Source organism: Pelomonas sp. V22 (assembly GCF_030014915.1).
GTDB lineage: Bacteria > Pseudomonadota > Gammaproteobacteria > Burkholderiales > Burkholderiaceae_C > JAUASW01.
In genome coordinates, this window is record NZ_JAGIXS010000002.1 from 382,542 (window position 1) to 399,080 (window position 16,539).

19 protein-coding genes are annotated in these 16,539 nt (G+C 66.4%); 6 read left to right on the forward strand and 13 right to left on the reverse strand.

The window, feature by feature from the left end; all coding sequences use genetic code 11:
- Positions 1-3 precede the first annotated feature (3 nt).
- Both hydA and J7U46_RS11105 read left to right on the forward strand, forming a co-directional pair.
- On the forward strand, positions 4-1,458 hold the full coding sequence (gene hydA, locus J7U46_RS11100; RefSeq protein WP_282825742.1) for a dihydropyrimidinase: 1,455 nt from the start codon (positions 4-6) through the stop codon (positions 1,456-1,458).
- A gap of 11 nt (positions 1,459-1,469) precedes the next feature.
- Positions 1,470-2,732 (forward strand): Zn-dependent hydrolase, encoded by a 1,263-nt coding sequence (locus J7U46_RS11105; RefSeq protein WP_282825744.1) that lies wholly within the window; start codon positions 1,470-1,472, stop codon positions 2,730-2,732.
- Positions 2,733-2,756: 24 nt separating this feature from the next.
- On the opposite strand, the gene J7U46_RS11110 is transcribed toward J7U46_RS11105, so the two are convergent.
- From J7U46_RS11110 to J7U46_RS11130, 5 genes are all read right to left on the reverse strand, one after another.
- A complete protein-coding gene (locus J7U46_RS11110) occupies positions 2,757-3,227 on the reverse strand; it encodes a hypothetical protein (RefSeq protein WP_282825745.1) in 471 nt (156 codons plus the stop codon).
- A gap of 81 nt (positions 3,228-3,308) precedes the next feature.
- On the reverse strand, positions 3,309-5,096 hold the full coding sequence (locus J7U46_RS11115) for a DUF885 domain-containing protein (protein ID WP_282825747.1): 1,788 nt from the start codon (positions 5,094-5,096) through the stop codon (positions 3,309-3,311).
- Positions 5,097-5,160: 64 nt separating this feature from the next.
- A complete protein-coding gene (locus J7U46_RS11120) occupies positions 5,161-5,781 on the reverse strand; it encodes a metalloregulator ArsR/SmtB family transcription factor (RefSeq protein WP_282825748.1) in 621 nt (206 codons plus the stop codon).
- Entirely contained in the window at positions 5,778-7,016 is a 1,239-nt protein-coding gene (locus tag J7U46_RS11125; RefSeq protein ID WP_282825750.1) for an MFS transporter, read from the reverse strand. The genes J7U46_RS11120 and J7U46_RS11125 overlap by 4 nt, the downstream gene beginning before the upstream one ends.
- Positions 7,013-7,978 carry a questin oxidase family protein gene (locus J7U46_RS11130; RefSeq protein WP_282825752.1) on the reverse strand — a complete coding sequence of 322 codons (966 nt, stop codon included), beginning with the start codon at positions 7,976-7,978 and terminating at the stop codon, positions 7,013-7,015. The genes J7U46_RS11125 and J7U46_RS11130 overlap by 4 nt, the downstream gene beginning before the upstream one ends.
- A 156-nt stretch (positions 7,979-8,134) precedes the next feature.
- Between J7U46_RS11130 and J7U46_RS11135 the strand changes: the two genes are divergently transcribed.
- Positions 8,135-8,611, forward strand: coding sequence for a tyrosine-protein phosphatase (locus J7U46_RS11135; RefSeq protein ID WP_282825754.1), 477 nt, complete (start codon positions 8,135-8,137; stop codon positions 8,609-8,611).
- A 12-nt stretch (positions 8,612-8,623) separates the two neighbouring features.
- Here the strand turns inward: J7U46_RS11135 and J7U46_RS11140 are convergent, their stop codons facing one another.
- The 7 genes from J7U46_RS11140 to rpsP form a co-directional block, all read right to left on the reverse strand.
- Positions 8,624-9,331: a glutathione S-transferase N-terminal domain-containing protein gene (locus tag J7U46_RS11140; protein ID WP_282825756.1), complete on the reverse strand. Its 708-nt coding sequence runs from the start codon at positions 9,329-9,331 to the stop codon at positions 8,624-8,626.
- A 61-nt stretch (positions 9,332-9,392) separates the two neighbouring features.
- The gene (locus tag J7U46_RS11145; protein WP_282825758.1) at positions 9,393-10,382 is read right to left on the reverse strand and encodes a CobD/CbiB family protein; all 990 of its coding nucleotides are present in this window, start codon (positions 10,380-10,382) and stop codon (positions 9,393-9,395) included.
- Between the two features lie 28 nt (positions 10,383-10,410).
- Entirely contained in the window at positions 10,411-11,106 is a 696-nt protein-coding gene (locus J7U46_RS11150; protein ID WP_282825759.1) for a CoA pyrophosphatase, read from the reverse strand.
- A 66-nt stretch (positions 11,107-11,172) separates the two neighbouring features.
- Positions 11,173-11,526, reverse strand: a complete 354-nt coding sequence (gene rplS, locus J7U46_RS11155) for a 50S ribosomal protein L19 (protein WP_282825760.1) — start codon at positions 11,524-11,526, stop codon at positions 11,173-11,175.
- Between the two features lie 152 nt (positions 11,527-11,678).
- On the reverse strand, positions 11,679-12,476 hold the full coding sequence (gene trmD / locus J7U46_RS11160) for a tRNA (guanosine(37)-N1)-methyltransferase TrmD (RefSeq protein ID WP_282825762.1): 798 nt from the start codon (positions 12,474-12,476) through the stop codon (positions 11,679-11,681).
- 30 nt (positions 12,477-12,506) lie between these two features.
- Entirely contained in the window at positions 12,507-13,115 is a 609-nt protein-coding gene (gene rimM / locus J7U46_RS11165; RefSeq protein WP_282825763.1) for a ribosome maturation factor RimM, read from the reverse strand.
- Positions 13,116-13,370: a 30S ribosomal protein S16 gene (rpsP, locus tag J7U46_RS11170; protein ID WP_282825764.1), complete on the reverse strand. Its 255-nt coding sequence runs from the start codon at positions 13,368-13,370 to the stop codon at positions 13,116-13,118.
- A 186-nt stretch (positions 13,371-13,556) separates the two neighbouring features.
- Here rpsP and J7U46_RS11175 point away from each other — a divergent pair, with 186 nt between their 5' ends.
- The 3 genes from J7U46_RS11175 (at position 13,557) to J7U46_RS11185 (ending at position 15,445) form a co-directional block, all read left to right on the forward strand.
- Positions 13,557-14,120: a GNAT family N-acetyltransferase gene (locus J7U46_RS11175; protein WP_282825766.1), complete on the forward strand. Its 564-nt coding sequence runs from the start codon at positions 13,557-13,559 to the stop codon at positions 14,118-14,120.
- Positions 14,117-14,560 (forward strand): hypothetical protein, encoded by a 444-nt coding sequence (locus J7U46_RS11180; protein ID WP_282825767.1) that lies wholly within the window; start codon positions 14,117-14,119, stop codon positions 14,558-14,560. The genes J7U46_RS11175 and J7U46_RS11180 overlap by 4 nt, the downstream gene beginning before the upstream one ends.
- 297 nt (positions 14,561-14,857) lie before the next feature.
- Positions 14,858-15,445: a PEP-CTERM sorting domain-containing protein gene (locus J7U46_RS11185; RefSeq protein WP_282825769.1), complete on the forward strand. Its 588-nt coding sequence runs from the start codon at positions 14,858-14,860 to the stop codon at positions 15,443-15,445.
- 81 nt (positions 15,446-15,526) lie between these two features.
- On the opposite strand, the gene J7U46_RS11190 is transcribed toward J7U46_RS11185, so the two are convergent.
- Positions 15,527-16,537 (reverse strand): inorganic phosphate transporter, encoded by a 1,011-nt coding sequence (locus tag J7U46_RS11190; protein ID WP_282825771.1) that lies wholly within the window; start codon positions 16,535-16,537, stop codon positions 15,527-15,529.
- Between the last annotated feature and the right edge of the window lie 2 nt (positions 16,538-16,539).

Consider the following 16,539-nt stretch of genomic DNA (forward strand, 5'->3'; position numbering starts at 1 on the left):
GTCATGAGCACGAAGGCCCTCTTGATACGCGGCGGCACCGTCGTCAATGCCGACCAGGAATTCGTCAGCGATGTGCTGTGTGTCGACGGCAAGATCGCCGCCCTCGGCACGCGCGCCCTCGCCGAGGCACCGGCCGGCTGTGAGACGCTCGATGCCTCCGGCCAGTACCTCTTGCCCGGCGGCATCGACCCGCACACCCACATGCAGCTGCCCTTCATGGGCACGGTCACGCAGGACGACTTCTTCAGCGGCACGGCGGCGGGCCTTGCGGGCGGCACCACCTCCATCATCGACTTCGTGATCCCGAATCCGCAGCAGCCGCTGATGGAGGCCTACCAGCAATGGCGCGGCTGGGCTGAGAAGTCCGCCGCCGACTACGGCTTCCACGTGGCCGTGACCTGGTGGAGCGAAGGCGTGCATGCCGACATGGGCAAGCTGGTGCGCGAGGAAGGCATCAACAGCTTCAAGCACTTCATGGCCTACAAGAACGCCATCATGTGTGACGACGAGACTCTGGTGAACAGCTTCAAGCGTTCGCTGGAGCTGGGTGCCATGCCCACGGTCCATGCCGAGAACGGCGAGCTCGTTTACCTGCTCCAGGCCGAGGTGGCCAAGATGGGCATCACCGGGCCGGAGGGCCATCCGCTGTCGCGCCCGCCGATGGTGGAAGGCGAAGCGGCCAACCGTGCGATTGCGATTGCCGATGTGCTGGGCGTGCCGATCTACATCGTCCACGTGAGCTGCATCGAGGCGGCGGAGGCGATTGCCCGGGCTCGTGCACGTGGGCAACGCGTGTACGGCGAGGTGCTGGCCGGCCATCTGCTGATCGACGACAGCGTCTACCGCCATCCCGATTTCGCCACCGCTGCGGCCTATGTGATGAGCCCGCCCTTCCGCCCCAAGATTCACCAGGAGTTCCTGTGGCGCGGCCTGCAGAGTGGCCAGCTCCACACCACGGCCACCGACCACTGCACTTTCTGCGCTTCGCAGAAGGCCGCCGGCAAGGACAACTTCGCCAAGATCCCGAACGGCTGCGGCGGCGTGGAAGAGCGCATGGCCGTGATCTGGGATGCTGGCGTCAACAGCGGCCGCCTCACGCCGAGCGAGTTCGTCGCCATCACCTCGGCCAACTGCGCCAAGCTCTTCAACATCTATCCACAGAAGGGTCTGATCGCCGAAGGCTCGGACGCCGACCTGGTGCTGTGGGACCCACAGGGCACGAAGACGATCTCGGCCAAGACCCACCACTCGAAGAACGACTTCAACATCTTCGAGGGCCGCACGGTGCGCGGCATCGCCAGCCACACGATCTCGCAGGGCCGCCTCGTCTACGCCAACGGCGACATGCGCGCCGTGCAGGGCGCCGGCCGCTACATCAAGCGCCCGGCCTTCGGCCCAAATTTCGCCGCTGCCAAGGCGCGCACGCAAGACCTGGCCCCGAGCGCCGTCGCGCGTTGAAAGGAACTGCCATGGACATGAAGACCAAGCCCGCGCTCCAAGACATGCGCGTGAACGGCCAACGGCTGTGGGACTCCTTGATGGAGCTCGCCAAGATCGGCGCCACGCAGAAAGGCGGCGTCTGCCGCCTGACCCTCACCGACCTCGACAAGCAAGGCCGCGACCTCGTGCTCGGCTGGGCCCGCGAGGCCGGCATGAGCATCACCATCGACAAGATCGGCAACGGCTTCATGCGCCGCGCCGGGCGCAACAACGCCCTGCCCCCGGTGATGACCGGCAGCCACATCGACACCCAGCCCACCGGCGGCAAGTTCGATGGCAACTACGGCGTGCTGGCCGGCATCGAGGTGGTGCGCACGCTCAACGACTTGGGCATCGAAACCGAGGCGCCCATCGAGGTGGCGTTCTGGACCAACGAGGAAGGCTCGCGCTTCGTGCCGGTGATGATGGGCTCGGGCGTGTTCGCCAAGGCCTTCACGCTGGAGCATGCCTATGCCGCGACCGATACCGAAGGCAAGACCGTCCAGGGCGAGCTGGAGCGCATCGGCTACATCGGCGAGCAGGAGCCGGGCGACCATCCCATTGGCAGCTATTTCGAAACCCACATCGAGCAAGGCCCGGTGCTGGAGGACCATGACGTCACCATCGGCGTGGTGACCGGCGTGCTGGGCATCAAGTGGTACGACTGCGTGGTCACCGGCATGGAAGCCCACGCCGGGCCAACGCCGATGGCGCTGCGCAAGGACGCGCTGCAGGTCGCCACCCAGCTGATGCAGGAGGTGGTGGCCATCGCCCACCGCTACCCGCCGCATGGTCGCGGCACCGTGGGCATGGTGCAGGTGCATCCGAACAGCCGCAACGTGATCCCGGGGCGGGTGAAGTTCAGCATTGACCTGCGCAATGCGACGGACGAATTGGTCGAGAAGATGGACGCAGATATCCGCAAGGCCGTGGCGGAGGCCAGCGCCGCGAGCGGGCTGCCGATCACAATAGATCTGGTCTCGCATTACCCGGCGGCGCCCTTCCATCCGGACTGCGTGGCCGCCGTGGGCAAAGCCGCCGCAGCGCTGGGCTACTCCAACATGCCGGCGGTGTCAGGCGCCGGGCATGACGCCGTCTACATGGCGCGGCTGGCGCCGGCCGGGATGATCTTCATCCCTTGCAAGGATGGCATCAGCCACAACGAGATCGAGGACGCCAAGCCCGAGCACATCACCGCAGGCTGCAATGTGCTGCTGCACGCGATGCTGGAGCGGGCCGGCATCGCGGGCTAGCTGGCTCGCTGAGGGTCCAGCCCCTCAGTCGCGGTCACGGCCCTTGTCGTGGCCCTTGCCATGGCCCTTGCCGTGGCCACGGTCGTCGTCTCGGCGCCCATCGCGGCGGTCGTCGCGCCTGTCATCACGGCGGTCGTCATCGCGCCAGCGGCCGGCATCCCGGTCGTAGTGATCGCGGTAGCGCGGCACGTACTCGCGCTCATACCAGTCGTCCCGCACGAAGTAGACCGGCACGCCGCAGGCGTTGTAGCGGTGGCAATGCTTGCGCCAGTCCTTCTGGTGGCCCGGCGGCACGCGCAGGTAGATCGGCGCGGGGCGAACGGCCACGCGCTCGATGATCATCGGCTCGACGTTGTAGTAGCGCGGCGTCATGTTGCCGATGTCGATGCGGCCGTAGAAGCCGGGCTGGCCGATGCTGATGGACACGCCCACATCGGCGGCCATGGAAACGGCGGCCGTGAGGGTCAGCAGGGAGGCAAGGGCAATGCGTTTCATGGAACAAATCTCCTGTCTGTCCATTGTCAACGCCGACCCTGGGCCGAGGTGGACAGGGAAACGAATTGATACCGCTGACACCTAGCGACGGGCGGCTTGGGCGCTCACCCAATCCTGCATCCAGCGCTCCAGCAGCTCCAGCGGCAAGGCACCCGCGCCAAGCAGATGGTCATGGAAGGCGCGCAGGTCGAAGCGCGCGCCGAGCTTCTGCTCGGCCATCGCACGCAGCTCCAGGATCTTCAGCTGGCCGATCTTGTAGCCCAGGGCCTGGCCGGGCCAGGAGATGTAGCGGTCGACCTCGTTGATGATGTCGGCCTCGGCCTTGGGCGCCTTGGCCATGAAGTAGTCGATGGCCTGCTGGCGGCTCCAGCGCTTGACGTGGATGCCGGTGTCGACCACCAGGCGCACGGCCCGCCACATGTCGTAGCTGAGCTGGCCGAAATGCGAGTACGGGTCCTTGTAGAGGCCGATCTCGTAGCCCAGGCGCTCCGAGTACAGCGCCCAGCCCTCGACGAAGGCGGTGTAGCCCGCCGCGCGGCGGAACGGCGGCAGCTCGCCCAGCTCCTGCGCCAGCGCGATCTGCAGGTGATGGCCCGGCACCGATTCATGCACCGTCAGCACCTCGATCTCCCACTTGGGCCGCACCTCGGGCCGGTACAGGTTGACCGTGTAGTAGCCGGCGCGGCGGCCGTCCAGCGAGGGCGGGCTGTAGTAAGCGGTGTAGGTGTGCGGCGCCGTGATGTCCGGAATGGCCTTCACGCCGAAGGGCGTGCGGTAGAGCTTGCCGAACAGCTTGGGCAGCTCGGGCTCGATCTGCTTGGCCTTCAGCACATAGGCTTCGTAGAGCTTTTGCGGGTCGCTGAAGAAATGCTGCGGGTCGGTGCGCAGCCAGTTGAAGAACTCGGCCCGCGTGCCCTTGTAGCCGATCTCCTGCATCAGCTTGTCCATCTCGCCCTCGATGCGCGCAACCTCGCGCAGACCCACGTCGTGGATCTGCTGCGGCGTCATCGTCGTGGTCGTGTAGTGGCGCGCGCGGTTGGCGTAGAGGGCCTCGCCGTCGGGCAGGTCCCAGGCGCCCACGGTCTCGCGGCAGGCCGGCAGGTATCGCTGGCTGAAGAAGGCCTCGAAGCTGCGGTAGGCCGGCAGCAGCTGCTCGTTGATCAGCGCACGCGCTTCTGCCCGCAAGGCCTCGGCCTGCTCGGCGGGAATCGAGGGCTTGATGCTGGCGAAGCGCTTGTAGAACGTGCTGTCCTCGGCCTTGCCGACCAGCAGGCTGCGCAGCTGGCTCTGCACCCGGTCCATCAGGATGCGCGGCGGCACGCGGCGCTCGGCCATGCCCTGCTGCAGCAAGGCCTGGGTCTGGCTGATGTAGCGCGGCAGCGCGCGCAGACGTGACAGCCAGTTGCGGTAGTCCTCCAGCGTCTCGAAGGGCAGGGATTCGGCCCATTCACCGGCCGTCTGCACGCCACCACGCGGGCCTATGGCTTCGAGGTAGAGCTTGAACGGCGCTGCATCGAGCTCCTCCTGCAGCTGGTACTCGAACAGCTGGTGGTTCAGCTGCTCGACGGGTGGCAGCTTGGCCTTCGGAATGGCGCGCAAGGCAGCGAGGCGCTGGCGCACGCGGCCGAGGTCGGTGTCGCCGCCCTTGAGGCTGAGGTCGGGCAGCAGCGCGTTGTAGCGGCGCTCGCCGTAGTAGCTGGCCGACAGCGGGTTGCGGGCCAGGTCTTCGTCCCAGCTCTTCTGGAACAGCGCATGGAGCTGCTCCGTCGGCGTGGCGAGCTTGGCAGCATGGGCAGCGGGCGCCAGCAAGCTGAGGCTCAAGCTCATCAGCAAAGGGGCGGCGGCGATCTTCAGGGGGCGAAGCAGCATGGGCGGTCTCGGCGGCGCGCAGGATTGAAAGCGCGCGGCGATGATAGGCCCGGCAGGCCTGGCTTCAAGCCGGGGAGATACGGTAGGCGCAGCGGCGCGCACCGGCCAGCAGGTGCTCGCTGCGTTCGACCTGCACGGCCTCGCCCAGCAGTTGCCGGAACAGCTGCAACTCGGAACGGCAGAAACCCTGGCAGGCGGTGGCAGCGGCGCAGATCGGGCAGTGGTCCTCGATCAACAGCCAGGCGCGGCCCTGCTTTTCGACGCGGGCCAGGTAGCCCTCTTCGCCCCGCAGCTCGGCCAGGCGCTGCACGCGCGCCTGCAGGCTGCGTGCGCCTTGCAGGCGCTCCGCATAACTGGCCAGCATCTGCTGCTCGCGCGCAGCGATCAAGCGCTCCAGTGCCTGATCGCCCAGCACTTCCACCGTCTGGCGTATCAGTTGCACGGCCAGGTCGCCGTGGCGATCCGGAAAACGCGCATGGCCCGCCGCGCTCAGCCGCCAGATGCGCTTGGGCCGCCCCGGGCCCTGCACCTGGTCTTCGGCGTCGACGAGGCCCTGTTCCTGCAGCGACTGCAGCTGCTTGTGGGCGCCCATGGGCGTGATCGCGCAGGCGGCCGCCAGCGTGGCCGCGCTCTGCGGGCCGCGGCTCTTCAGCTGGTAGAGCAGTTGCTCGGTGGTCTGCCTCATGCGCCCCCCTCTTCCCGCTTTGCAAGGCGCAGCAGCAACCCGGCTGCCAGCAGGCACAGCACGCCTCCGAGGCCCATGATCCAACGCACAGACAAGAGCGCGAGCAGGCCGCCGCCCAGCGCCACCAGCACATTGGCCAGGCAGAAGATGGTCGAGAGCAGGCCCATCACGCGGCCTTGCCCATGTTCGGCGAAGCGCTCTGACATCCAGGCCGGCAGCACGGCGTTGTAGAGCGCCAGCGGCACGCCGAGCCCGATGATGGCCGCGAGGCCGTACCAGCCTGGCAGCAGGGCCAGCGCGGTGAGGCCGCTGGCGGCGACCATCGCCAGCAGGCCCGCACGGCGCAGCGGCCGCCGGCTGCGCGGCAGCTTGCCGGCGAGGATGCTGGCCGTCGTCATGGCCGCACATTGCGCGGCGGTGGACCAGCCTATGCCCTCGCTGCCGAGGCCCAGGTTCTCCAGCATCCACAGCGGCGCAAACTCGTAGAGCGCGTTGATGCCCATGCTGTAGCAGAGCTGCAGCGCGAAGAAGGCGGCCAGCACCTTGTCCTGCTTCAGGAGGCCGAGGGCCTGCTGCTCGCGCATGGCCTGCAAAAGTTTGAGCGGGCCTGCGCGGCGCGGCGCGGCCGGCACGGCCAGGCCGAGGATGATGAGGCAGGGCAGCATGGCCACGCTGGCCAGTACAAAGGGCACGGCATCGCCGAAGCGCAGCGTCAGCCCGCCCACCAAAGGGCCCAGCAGCCAGCCCATGTACAGGCAGGCATTCAGCCAGGCGAAGGACTGCGTGCGGTCCACCTGCTCGTGCATGTCGGCCACCAGGGCTCGCGCCACAGCCACATTGCCTTCGGTCAGGCCGGTGCCGAAACGGGCCAGCACGAAGAGCAGGTACCAGCGCTGGTCCAGCGCCATCGCCGTCAGCAGGTAGCCGACCAGGGTCGCCGACAAGGTGATGCTCAGCACCGCGCGGCGGCCATAGCGATCCGACAGCGGGCCGACGAAGAGGCTGCCGACCAGGATGCCCAGCGGGTTGGCCGCCAGCGCGATGCCCATCAGCAGCTTGGGATCGAGACCTGCGAAATGCGTGAAGCCATCAACCGGCCCGCCGACGAAGATGGGCGCGAGGATCGGGTATGGCAAGGCCACGCCCAGCGTACTCATCAGGGCCAGTGCGCAAACAGCGGCCAGCACGAGACGCGGATGACGGATCGGCTGCTGTGAAGGCAGGACAGCGCTCATCGTGCGCCTCCCTGGCTTTGCAGGCACAGGGCATAGCCCGGCCAGCCCCGCAGCCGCCATTCCTCTCGGGACGCATCGGCCAGCTTGATGCGATGGTCGTTCAGGCTCTGGTGCAGCGCCGGCAGCTGAAGCTCCCAATCCGCCTCGCTGGCCGACCCGGCATGGACCGCCGCCCAGGCCAGCGCGGGCCGCCCGATGGCCACATAGGCGGCCAGCCAGGCCCGCCACGCATGGCGCAAGACCTGACCCTGATCGACAGTCCTGGCCTCAGCGCGGGCCAGCAGCACACGCAACGCATGCAAGCCCGTGACGAGGTGCAAGGCGGTGAAATGGTGGGTCGAGAGGTAAGTCGCCAGCGAGGCCTCGGCCAGCTCGTCCAGGCTCAGCCTCGGGCTTGGCAGGTAATGCTCGAAGCGCTGCAGGGCCACGGCGGCCTTCATGTCGGTCACGATGGTGGAGCGGCCCGCCGGCAGTGCCAGCGCCATGGCGGGATCGGCGCGCACGGCATCCAGCGTGGCTCGCAGGCTCTCGGTGCCTGGCGCAGCAGCCAGCGGCGGGCCGAGCATGAAGCGCGACTTGATCCAAGCTGTCAGCGCCGCTGCCTGCTCGCCGGCATGGCCTGACTCCAGCGCGTAGGCCAGGCGGATGGGGCCGTGGAAAGCGGCACTCTCAGGTGCCAGCAGCAGGTCGGCCAGCAACTCGGACAGGGGTCGTTGCGAGGTCCCGGCCGGCATAGGCTCCGCAGCCGGCAGCCGGGCCGCCCAATGCCTCAGCTGGCGCTGCAAGGCCTCAGCCGGCGCCTCCAGCCGGGCCAATGCCACCAGGACCATGGGCAGGTGGGTACTCAGACTGAGCCCTTGCGAAGGGTAGTTGGCGCCGTATTGCAAGGCCTCGTCCAAGGCGGCTTGCAGCGGCGCATGCCTACCCAGGGCAATGGGGGCGGTGGCGAGAGAGCGAGTCATTGCGGGCCTGTCTTTTGCTGTGGCCGCATCATGCCGCAGGCACTTCTATTTAAATACTTTGTGTTTATAAATCCATGAAGCCGGCGAGCCCTTGAATCAGGATTCACCGAGTGCCACTGGGCCTGTGAGCCCACCGAACCGACAGAGAATAGGCCCATGGCTTTTCGCTCCGTCACCCTCCCCGCCTCCACCACCGGCCGGCTCTGGCTGCAGGCCATGCCAGGCCGGCTCGAGCCCTGGGGCAGCTTCCTCGATGAAGCGCGCTCGCAGAGCCTGCACCTGGTGGTCTGCCTGAACCCGCTCGAGGAGGTGGCCCAGCTATCGCCGGCCTATCACAAGGCGATTGCGGAGGGTCGCCTGCCCTTTCGCTGGCAGCATCTGCCCATGCGCGATTTCGGCCTGGGCGCCGACCCGGCGGCGTTCCGCCAAGGCGTGGAGCAGATCAGCCACAGCCTGGTGCTCGGCGAGAAGGTGCTGCTGCACTGCGCGGCCGGCATAGGCCGCACCGGCACGGTGGCGGCCTGCGTGCTGAAGGCGCTGGGCCAGCCCACCGAAGCCGCGATGCTGGCGGTGCGCCAGGCGGGCTCGAATCCGCAATCGGCGCTGCAATCGGGCTGGATAGAGCGCTTCTGACTCAGGCCTGATTCAGGCTACAGCGGCAGGAATGCGCAAGCCGCGCTGCACCGCTGGCCGGGCCAGGAAGGCCTGCAGCACGCGGGCAACGTCCGGGAAGTCGGCAAAGCCCACCAGTTCGCCCGCGCCATAGAAGCCGATCAGGTTGTTGACCCAAGGGAAGATGGCGATGTCGGCAATCGTGTAGTCGGCACCCATGATCCATTCGCGGCCCTGCAGGCGCTGCTCCAGCACAGCCAGCAGGCGGCGGCTTTCGGCCACGTAGCGGTCGCGCGGGCGCTTGTCCTCGAAGTCACGGCCGGCGAACTTGTGGAAGAAACCGACCTGGCCAAACATCGGGCCGATACCGGCCATCTGGAACATCAGCCATTGCAGGCACTCGTAGCGCGCAGCGGGCTCAGCGGGGATGAAGCAGCCGGTCTTCTCGGCCAGGTACTGCAGGATGGCACCCGACTCGAACAAGGGCAGCGGCTGGCCGCCGGGGCCGTCGGGGTCGATGATGGCCGGGATCTTGTTGTTCGGGTTCAGCGACAGGAACTCGCTGGAGAGCTGGTCCTGCGTGTCGAAGCTGACGCGGTGCACTTCGTAGGGCAGGCCCAGTTCCTCCAGCAGGATGGAGACCTTGACGCCGTTTGGCGTGGCCAGCGAGTACAGCTGCAGCCGCTCGGGATGGCGCGCTGGCCATTTGCGGGAGATGGGGAAATCGGCGATGGCATTCATGCGCCGCATTCTGCGGGCGCTGCCAAATCCGGCGCCGGGGTACGGTCTTGCCTGTCCTCGTTCAGCCCACCAGATTGGCCAGCGTCAGCAGGGCCAGCAGCAGCATCCACAGCACGACCGAGCGCCAGACCAGGCCCACCACGCTCTGCAGATGCCCGAGTTGCAGCGGCGCGCCCGGCGTGGAGCCTGCAGCGCCCGTGGCATCGGCATCGCTGCCCGATTCAAAGGTCTTGCTGCGATCCGGCGTGACGCCGGGTGCCGCACGGCCGCCCAACTGGATGCCCAGCGCGCCAGCGGCCGAGGCGAGGATGATGCCCTCGTTGGCATGCATCCAGAGGCTCGCGTCACGGCGCCAGCCGTTCACCGCCTCCTCGAAATTGCCGACGATGGCAAAGCCGGTGGCGGTGAGGCGTGCCGGCACGAAGTCGACCCAGCCGAACAGCTGGCGAGACAGCAGCATCAGGCGCTCGTTGGTCGGCGCATCGGTGGTGCGGCTCTTGAAGGCCCAGTAGCGGCTGGCGAACTCGGCCATGCGGTAGAGCACCGCACCAGCCGGCCCCAGACCCAGCGTCGACAGCACGATGAACCAGAAGAACACGCCAAACACATGGCGATGCGCAGCCAGCAGCGAATGCTCGACCACGTGGCGCAAGAGCTCGGTGCGCGGCAGCTCGCTCGCGTCCAGATGGCGCCAGGCCGACAGCAGGCGGCGCGCCTCGAGCTCATCGCCACGCTCGAGCGCGTCGCGGATGTCGGTGAAGTAATGGCTGAACTGACGGAAGCCCAGCGTCAGGTAGAGCATCAGCACCATGAAGGCCAGGGCCAGCATGTCGCTGAATTGGCGGATCGCGATGTGCACCGCAGCTGCCAGCAGCGCCGGGCCAACAGCGGTGATGGTCCAGACGACGGCCGCATGATGCTCGCGGCCTGCATCGAAGTTGCGCCCGGTCCAGCGCACCCAGGCGATCACGCCGTCGTGGACCTTGTTTCCGTGGGGCAGAGGCTTCAGCTGCTCGACCAGCAGCGCAAACAGGACCGCGAAGAAGTTCATGGGCGCCGATGATAGCGGCCGCTATAGCTCAGGCTGACAGAAAGCGGTAGAAGTTGCGCAGCATCGCGGCCGTGGCGCCCCAGATGAAGTACTCGCGCGGCTGGCCTGCGGCGTCGAGGCTGGTCCAGGGCATGGACAAGAAGCTGCGCTCGCCACCGGCGTACTCGAAGCGATGGCGACGGTGGTTGGCGGGGTCCATCAAGAAAGCCAGTGGCACCTCGAAGGCCTCGGCCACCTCGAATTCATCGAGCCGCAATTCGATGTCGGGTTGCACCAGGGCCACGACCGGCGTGACATGAAAGCCGGTCACGGTCACGTAGACCGGCAGCTCGCCTATCACCTCGATATGGCGGCGTGCGAGGCCGATCTCTTCCTCGGTTTCACGCAGGGCCGTGGCGATGGCATTGCCGTCTTCCGGCTCGACACGGCCGCCAGGAAAGCTGATCTGGCCGGCGTGGTCGCGCAGGTGGTCGGTGCGGCGCGTGAGCAGCAGGTGCAGGCCCTGCTCGTGCATCACCAGCGGCACCAGCACCGAGGCAGCGGCCGGCGGGCGGTCGGCAAAGAGCCCACCATCGCCGGGAATCTCGACCTGCCAGGCGGGTGGTGTAGCGAAGCGGGCTCGCAGCGCATCGCTGGTCAGGGATTCGGCTGCGACAGCGGGCAGATGCGCATCCACCGCGGTGACGGGTACGGCCTGTGGATTGAGGATGGGTGGGCGAACCATGTTGAAAGCATAGAGCCCAAAAACAAAAACCGCCCGAAGGCGGCTTTTGCATGAAAAGCGATTGGCTTAGGCCAACTTTTCCTTGATTCGAGCCGACTTGCCCGAACGCTGGCGCAGGTAGTACAGCTTGGCGCGGCGCACATCGCCACGACGCTTGACTTCGATGGTCGAGATCAGCGGGCTGTACAGCTGGAACGTACGTTCCACGCCTTCGCCGCTCGAGATCTTGCGAACGATGAAGCTGCTGTTCAGGCCGCGGTTGCGCTTGGCAATCACGACGCCTTCGTAAGCCTGCACGCGCTTGCGGGTGCCTTCAACGACGTTGACGCTGACGATCACGGTGTCGCCAGGGGCGAAGGCCGGGATGGTCTTGTTCAGGCGAGCAATTTCTTCTTGCTCAAGGGTTTGGATCAAGTCCATTGCAGTTCTCCATGGGATCTTGTTGGCGCCGCAGCCCTGACCATCAAACGGATGGCAGTTGCCTGCAAAAGGGGCTGGTCAAGCTGACCAGCGTTCGGCCCGACAGAGGATCGAAAAGCCCGTCATTATAGCCACAAATGGCGAGACGTCCGTCAGGCCTGTTTCGAGGGCTCGGAAAGGCTGCGCAAAAAGGCTTCATCCGCGCGGCTCAGACGCCCTGCTGCGCGGGCGGCAGCAATCAGCTCCGGGCGCAGGGCCAGGGTGCGCTCGAGCGAGCGCTCCCGGCGCCAGCGGGCGATCTGCGCGTGGTGGCCCGACATCAGCACCGCCGGCACGGCCAGGTCTTCGGTCTGCCCGTCCAGGCCGCTCAGCACCTCGGGGCGGCTGTAATGCGGGCAGTCCAGCAAGCCATCGGAAAAGCTGTCCTGCTGGTGTGAGGCCGCATCGTTCAAGACGCCAGGTTGCAGGCGCGCCATGGCGTCGAGCAAGGCCAGGGCCGGCAGCTCGCCGCCGGAGAGCACGAAGTCGCCGAGGCTCAGTTCAAGCGTCACATGACGGTCGAGAAAACGCTGGTCGATGCCCTCGTAGCGGCCGCACAGCAGCACACCGCCCTTCCCCGCCGCCAATTCCTGCACCAGGGCCTGATCGATACGGCGGCCGGTCGGGCTGAAATGGATGATGGCCGGCGACGCACCCGCATCTGCCGCAGCTTCCACTCGAACGGCCTTCACGGCTGCCAGCGCACGTTCCAGCGGTTCGACCAGCATCACCATGCCGGGGCCGCCACCGAACGGCCGGTCATCGACACGGCGGTAATTGTCTTCAGCGAAATCGCGCAGTTGCCAGAGCCTGACGTCGACCTGGCCGCTCTCGAAAGCACGGCGGGTCACGCCGCTGCTCAGGTGCGGTGCAAACAATTCGGGGAAAAGGGTGATGCAGTCGAAGCGCATCGTGGACTCGCCGGGCGCGAGCTGTGGGACTCAGTAGTCCAGGCCCCAGTCAACGCTGATGCGCCGCTCGGCCAGGTCCACATCGTCGATGAAGGCGGCCACGAAGGGAATCAGGCGTTCCTGGTCGGGCTTGACCGGCGCTTGCAGGCCGGGCGGCGTGATGCGCAGCACGCTGTGCGGGCCGGTGTCCATCAGGCCGGCCACGGTGCCGAGCTCTTCGCCTTGGCGATTGACCACTGACAGGCCGATCAGGTCGACCCAGTAGTACTCGTCGGTCTCGGGCTTGGGGAAGCTGCTGCGCGACAGGAAGATGCGCGCACCGCCGAGAGCCTCGGCGCCGTTGCGGTCGGTCACGCCTTCGATGTTGGCAACAATGCCATCACCGTGGTCGCGGACCGCAAGAATCTTGAGCAGGGTGGGCAAGGCTTTGACCTTGCTCGCCACTGCGGGCTTGTTGTCGTCGGCCGGTTTCAGAAACCAGCGGCGCGACGAGAACAGCGCCTGGGCATCGGCTGAATAGGCTTGCACCTTGATCCAGCCCTTGACGCCCCAGGCGTCCAGAAGGCGCCCGACCTCAATCGCATCCTCGGGCCAGGTCGGCTCGGTGACGCTTGCTTGCAGGTCGGACGAAGCCGTCACTTAAGCGGCGACCTTCTTGCTCGCTTCGCCAACCAGGCGAGCGACGGCCGGCGACAGCTGAGCGCCGACACCGGTCCAGTAGCTGACGCGGTCCAGGGCCACGCGCAGCGGCTCGGCAGCACCGGAAGCGACGGGGTTGTAGAAACCCACCTTCTCGATGAAGCGGCCGTCACGGCGGTTTTGGCTGTTTGCCACGACGATGTTGTAGAAGGGGCGCTTCTTAGAGCCGCCACGTGCCAGACGAATCACAACCATGATTGTTCCAAAGTATTCAGAGCAACTACCGCACCAGGAGACACTCAGGGCAAGCAGTTCGGGTGGTGCGAACTGACACAATTGAGTCACTCCACACCGTTGTTGGCCGCTGTAGATACGCCAGCCCCTCGGCTGACCAGCACCAAAACCCGGCATTATAGACTCGCGCCGGAGAGAAAACCCTAGATGAGCACAGAAAACTTGAATCCTCCCGCTGCCACGCTACAAATTCGTCCCAGCCTCGATGCCGACCTGCCGGCCATCCAGGCGATCTACCAACATGCCGTGCTCCATGGCACCGGCACTTTCGAGACCGAAGTCCCCGATCTGGCCGAGATGACTCGCCGCCGTGGCGAGGTACTGGGGCGGGGCCTGCCCTGGCTGGTGGTGCAACGCGGAGAGCAGGTGCTGGGCTACGCCTACGCCAACTACTTCCGCCCGCGCATGGCCTATCGTTTCTGCCTGGAAGATTCGATCTACCTGCATCCCGACAGCCAGGGCTTGGGACTCGGAAAGCTGCTACTGGCCGAGCTGATCGCGCGTTGCGAGGCGCTCGGCGCCCGCCAGATGCTGGCCGTGATTGGTGACGCCGAGAACCGGGGTTCGATCGGCGTCCACCGCGCCCTCGGGTTCCAGGACACTGGCGTGCTGAAGAGCGCCGGATGGAAATTCAGCCGCTGGCTGGACGTGGTCCTGATGCAGCGGCAGCTGGGCCAGGGTGACCAAAGTTCACCGGAAATCACGGCATGAGCAACTACAAATCCAAGACGCTAACGACCTGGCTGGCGCTCGGCCTCGGTGTGTTCGGCCTGCACCGTCTCTACCTGCACGGCTTCAAGGACAAGCTGTTCTGGCTGCACCCCTGGCCCACGCTGGCCGGCCTTTACGGCATACATCGCATGGGCGAGCTGGGTCAGGATGATCGCCTCAGCTGGTTCTTGATGCCACTACTCGGCCTGATGCTCAGCTACGCCATGCTCAGCGGCATCATCCACGGCCTCACGCCGGATGAGCGCTGGGACGAACAACACAACCCCGGTCAAACCGGTCGCAACAGTGGCTGGGGCGCCGTGATCGGCGTCGTGCTGTGCCTGTTGCTGGGCGGCACCTGCCTGATGACGACGATTGCCTTCAGCGCACAGCGCTACTACGAGACCCAGGCCGAGGCAGCCCAGGCGATCAGCCAGTAGCCGCACCGCCGCTCAAGCCCCGGGGGACTGGCGTCGGCCGGCTTTACACAAAGGGGGCCTGCAGGCCCTGCACGCTGCGCTTGCAGCCCCCTCACCCCCCTCAAACTCGCCGTGAACTTTGCACGCGAGGCCCGGGCAAACCCTTGATTGATGGCGCCGGCCGACCCGACCGTGATCGTGGCGGCCTCCCGCTCACTCGGCCATGGCCTGATCTTTGCAAGCATCTGCAGCACAGGCTTGATGCGTTGATCCAACGAACGCCGGCCTTGGCAATCACACAACCTTAAAGGCTAGAACATGAAACTGCAAAGCATCACCAAGATCCTGGCCGGCCTGGCCATCGCCCTGCCCATGGCGGCTGCCCAAGCCTCGCCGGTGACGAGCCTGGTCGGTGACAAGGACTGCTTCGGCACCGGCGGCGTTTGCACCGAAGGCGTCTGGCTGCCGGGCGGCTGGTCCATCTTCGCCACCGGTTCGGACCCCGCCTTCACCGACCGGGTGATCAACACCTCGGCCACGCAGTCCTGGACCCACAGCCTGGCAGCCGGCAGCTATTCCTCGGCCACGCTGAGCTTCCGCACCGCCGGCATCGCCGACATCACCGGCCCCTACACCGTCTATGTGGACGGCACGGCCGTGGGCGTGCTGCCGCTGGATGGCTACGGCCACATCGAAGTTCAGACCTTCAGCTTCTCCATCAACCCGCTGCTGCTGGCTGACGGCTTCGCCACGGTCTCCTTCACGCCGAACTCCTCGGACAGCTGGGCCATTGACTACTCCGAGATCGTTGCCACCGGCGGCACCGTGCCCGAGCCGACCTCGATGGCCCTGGTGGCCCTCGGCCTGATTGGCCTGGCCGGCAAGTCGCGTCGCAAGACCGCCTGAGGTCGCCCAACCCGGCAATAGAAACAAAGCGGCCCGACTGAGCGATGCTCGGTCGGGCCGTTTGATTTTGGGTGCTTCGGCTCAGAACAGCGTGAAGCTCAGCCAGTAGCAGACGCCGGCCATGAAGGCCGAGGCGGGGATGGTGAAGATCCAGGCCCAGACGATGTTGCCAGCCACGCCCCAGCGCACGGCCGAGGCACGCTGCACCGAGCCCACGCCGACGATGGCGCCGGTGATGGTGTGGGTGGTCGAGACCGGAATGCCCATCGAGGTGGCCAGGAACAGCGTGATCGCCCCGCCCGTCTCGGCACAGAAGCCGCCCACGGGCTTGAGCTTGGTGATCTTCTGGCCCATGGTGCGCACGATGCGCCAGCCGCCGAACATGGTGCCGAGGCCGATGGCCACATAGCAGGCCCAGATCACCCAGGACGGCGGGTTCATGTCGCTGGCCGACATATAGCCCGAGGCCACCAGCAGCATCCAGATGATGCCGATGGTCTTCTGCGCATCATTGCCGCCGTGACCGAGGCTGTAGAGGCCGGCCGAGAGCAGCTGCAGACGGCGGAACCAGTTGTCGACCCGCAGCGGCGGCGTTCGCCGGAAGATCCAGGCCACCAGCACCATCAGGAGCGAACCGAGCAGGAAGCCGAGCAGCGGCGAGACGAAGATGAAGGCCACGGTCTTCATGATGCCGCCGCCGATCAGCTTGCTGGCACCGGCCTTGGCGATCACCGCGCCGACGATGCCGCCGATCAGCGCATGCGAGGAGCTGGAAGGGATGCCGTACCACCAGGTGATGATGTTCCAGGCAATCGCCCCCATCAGCGCGCCAAAGATCACGTGATGGTCCACCACGCCCGGCTCGACGATGCCCTTGCCTATGGTGCCCGCTACCTTCAGCTGGAAAAAGGCCACCGCAATGACATTGAAGAAGGCGGCGAACAGCACTGCCTGCTGCGGCTTCAAGACGCCGGTGGACACCACCGTGGCGATCGAGTTGGCCGCGTCGTGAAAACCATTCATGAAGTCGAACAGCACGGCCAGCACGACCAGCAGTGCGACGACCCAGAGGGCTACCTGTACCGATTGCATGT

What these genes read in the sequence shown, in the direction of transcription:
- hydA (WP_282825742.1), top strand. Translation starts at nt 4, where the DNA reads ATGAGCACGAAGGCCCTCTTGATACGCGGCGGCACCGTCGTCAATGCC.
- J7U46_RS11105 (WP_282825744.1), top strand. Translation starts at nt 1,470, where the DNA reads ATGGACATGAAGACCAAGCCCGCGCTCCAAGACATGCGCGTGAACGGC.
- J7U46_RS11110 (WP_282825745.1), bottom strand. Translation starts at nt 3,227, where the DNA reads ATGAAACGCATTGCCCTTGCCTCCCTGCTGACCCTCACGGCCGCCGTT.
- J7U46_RS11115 (WP_282825747.1), bottom strand. Translation starts at nt 5,096, where the DNA reads ATGCTGCTTCGCCCCCTGAAGATCGCCGCCGCCCCTTTGCTGATGAGC.
- J7U46_RS11120 (WP_282825748.1), bottom strand. Translation starts at nt 5,781, where the DNA reads ATGAGGCAGACCACCGAGCAACTGCTCTACCAGCTGAAGAGCCGCGGC.
- J7U46_RS11125 (WP_282825750.1), bottom strand. Translation starts at nt 7,016, where the DNA reads ATGAGCGCTGTCCTGCCTTCACAGCAGCCGATCCGTCATCCGCGTCTC.
- J7U46_RS11130 (WP_282825752.1), bottom strand. Translation starts at nt 7,978, where the DNA reads ATGACTCGCTCTCTCGCCACCGCCCCCATTGCCCTGGGTAGGCATGCG.
- J7U46_RS11135 (WP_282825754.1), top strand. Translation starts at nt 8,135, where the DNA reads ATGGCTTTTCGCTCCGTCACCCTCCCCGCCTCCACCACCGGCCGGCTC.
- J7U46_RS11140 (WP_282825756.1), bottom strand. Translation starts at nt 9,331, where the DNA reads ATGAATGCCATCGCCGATTTCCCCATCTCCCGCAAATGGCCAGCGCGC.
- J7U46_RS11145 (WP_282825758.1), bottom strand. Translation starts at nt 10,382, where the DNA reads ATGAACTTCTTCGCGGTCCTGTTTGCGCTGCTGGTCGAGCAGCTGAAG.
- J7U46_RS11150 (WP_282825759.1), bottom strand. Translation starts at nt 11,106, where the DNA reads ATGGTTCGCCCACCCATCCTCAATCCACAGGCCGTACCCGTCACCGCG.
- rplS (WP_282825760.1), bottom strand. Translation starts at nt 11,526, where the DNA reads ATGGACTTGATCCAAACCCTTGAGCAAGAAGAAATTGCTCGCCTGAAC.
- trmD (WP_282825762.1), bottom strand. Translation starts at nt 12,476, where the DNA reads ATGCGCTTCGACTGCATCACCCTTTTCCCCGAATTGTTTGCACCGCAC.
- rpsP (WP_282825764.1), bottom strand. Translation starts at nt 13,370, where the DNA reads ATGGTTGTGATTCGTCTGGCACGTGGCGGCTCTAAGAAGCGCCCCTTC.
- J7U46_RS11175 (WP_282825766.1), top strand. Translation starts at nt 13,557, where the DNA reads ATGAGCACAGAAAACTTGAATCCTCCCGCTGCCACGCTACAAATTCGT.
- J7U46_RS11180 (WP_282825767.1), top strand. Translation starts at nt 14,117, where the DNA reads ATGAGCAACTACAAATCCAAGACGCTAACGACCTGGCTGGCGCTCGGC.
- J7U46_RS11185 (WP_282825769.1), top strand. Translation starts at nt 14,858, where the DNA reads ATGAAACTGCAAAGCATCACCAAGATCCTGGCCGGCCTGGCCATCGCC.
- J7U46_RS11190 (WP_282825771.1), bottom strand. Translation starts at nt 16,537, where the DNA reads ATGCAATCGGTACAGGTAGCCCTCTGGGTCGTCGCACTGCTGGTCGTG.